The 1332-nt window shown below is 67.2% G+C and carries 3 protein-coding genes and 1 pseudogene; 1 reads left to right on the forward strand and 3 read right to left on the reverse strand.

What is annotated here, in order from left to right:
- Positions 1–5: 5 nt before the first annotated feature.
- A pseudogene (locus AB0M20_RS43900) lies at positions 6–59 on the forward strand (hypothetical protein); the annotation flags it as partial.
- Positions 60–83: 24 nt separating this feature from the next.
- Here the strand turns inward: AB0M20_RS43900 and AB0M20_RS43905 are convergent.
- From AB0M20_RS43905 to AB0M20_RS43915, 3 genes are all read right to left on the reverse strand, one after another.
- Complete coding sequence (locus AB0M20_RS43905; RefSeq protein ID WP_364307463.1) at positions 84–269, reverse strand: SDR family NAD(P)-dependent oxidoreductase; 186 nt, start codon at positions 267–269, stop codon at positions 84–86.
- 4 nt (positions 270–273) lie between these two features.
- Entirely contained in the window at positions 274–1080 is an 807-nt protein-coding gene (locus AB0M20_RS43910) for an alpha/beta hydrolase (protein WP_364307465.1), read from the reverse strand.
- 39 nt (positions 1081–1119) lie between these two features.
- Positions 1120–1332: helix-turn-helix transcriptional regulator (locus tag AB0M20_RS43915; protein WP_364307466.1), on the reverse strand; the 213-nt coding region annotated here is incomplete at its 5' end.

The raw sequence follows: 1332 nt of genomic DNA on the forward strand, positions 1-1332 counted from the left end.
AACATATGCACGTTTTATTGTGTGTTGAAAATGCTTATTTCAGAAAAAAAGAGAATTATATAACGCAAGAAGAGTGGATCAATTTATGGATCCACCGTCACCGGGTGGACGGCGGAGCGGGCGGCGAGGTCCGTCAGTTCGGTCGTGGCGGTCCGCGCGCCGGCGACGACGGTGACGCCCTCGCCGGCCAGCGCGCGGGTGATCGCGAAGCCGATGCCCTTGCTGGCGCCGGTGACGACCGCGGTCTTGCCGTTCAGATGCAGGTCCATGGCGTCAGAGGGCGTGTTGCTTCAGCCACGACAGGGCGGCGTCCGCGACCTCGCGCCAGCCGTGGTCGATGGTCAGCGAGTGGGCCCGGTCGTCGAACGCCACGATGTCGGTGACGGCGTCGGAATGCCGGTACTGCTTGAGCGTGGCGCGGGTGATCGACTCGGGCACGGTGTGGTCGCGGCCGCCCATCATCAGCAGCAGCGGGCCGCGCAGCTCGTTGGCGGTGTCGACCTTCGCCGGCGAGTGCGGGTCGAAGTTAGCGGCGGCGGCTTCGAACAGCGGCTTGCCCGGCGCGGGGATCGCCCACCGCTGGTAGAGCTCGTCGGACTCCTGCTCGGTGATCGCGTTGCCGAAGGCGTACCGGAACTGCTCGGCCGTGAGCGACACCGCCCGGTGCCGGTTGGCCGGGTTCTTGAAGACGGGAAAGGTGACGCGTAGCGAGGACAGCGGAAGCGGCAGCACGCCCTTGATCTGCGCGGCGTCGATCGCCACGGCCGCCGCGGCGAGGTCCTGGCCGAGCAGCTTCTGCGCGATCATGCCGCCGAAGGAGTGCCCGACGAGGATCGGTTTGGTGTCCAGGCCGCTGATGATCTTCGCGTAGTGGGTGACCACGTCGTCGATCCCGTGGTCGGCGATGCGGCCGGGGTCGGCGCGGGATCCTTCGACGGTGTCCGGCTCGCCCGGCCAGCCGGGCGCCGAGGTCTGATAGCCGGCTTCCTGGAAGAGGTCCGACCAGTTCCCCCACGAGGAGGCGTGCAGCCACAGTCCGTGGATGAAGAGCACAGGGGTACGGCCGTCAGTGTTTGCCATGGCCGAAACTTAGGCGGCGACGGCAGCGCTTCGCTTGCGTCATGTGACGGTATCGCGCAGCTCGGCGCGGGAGGTGACGCCGAGCTTCGGGAAGATCCGATGCAGGTGTGAGCTGATGGTCCGGTGTGACAGGTACAGGCGCTGGCCGATCTCCCGGTTGGTGAGCCCGGCGGCAGCCATCTGCGCGATCTGCAACTCCTGCGGGGTGAGACAGTCGCGCGCGTCGGGCGTCCGGCGGCGGCTCGTCTCGCC

The organism is Actinoplanes sp. NPDC051633 (assembly GCF_040681735.1).
In the GTDB taxonomy this organism is placed as follows: Bacteria; Actinomycetota; Actinomycetes; order Mycobacteriales; family Micromonosporaceae; genus Actinoplanes.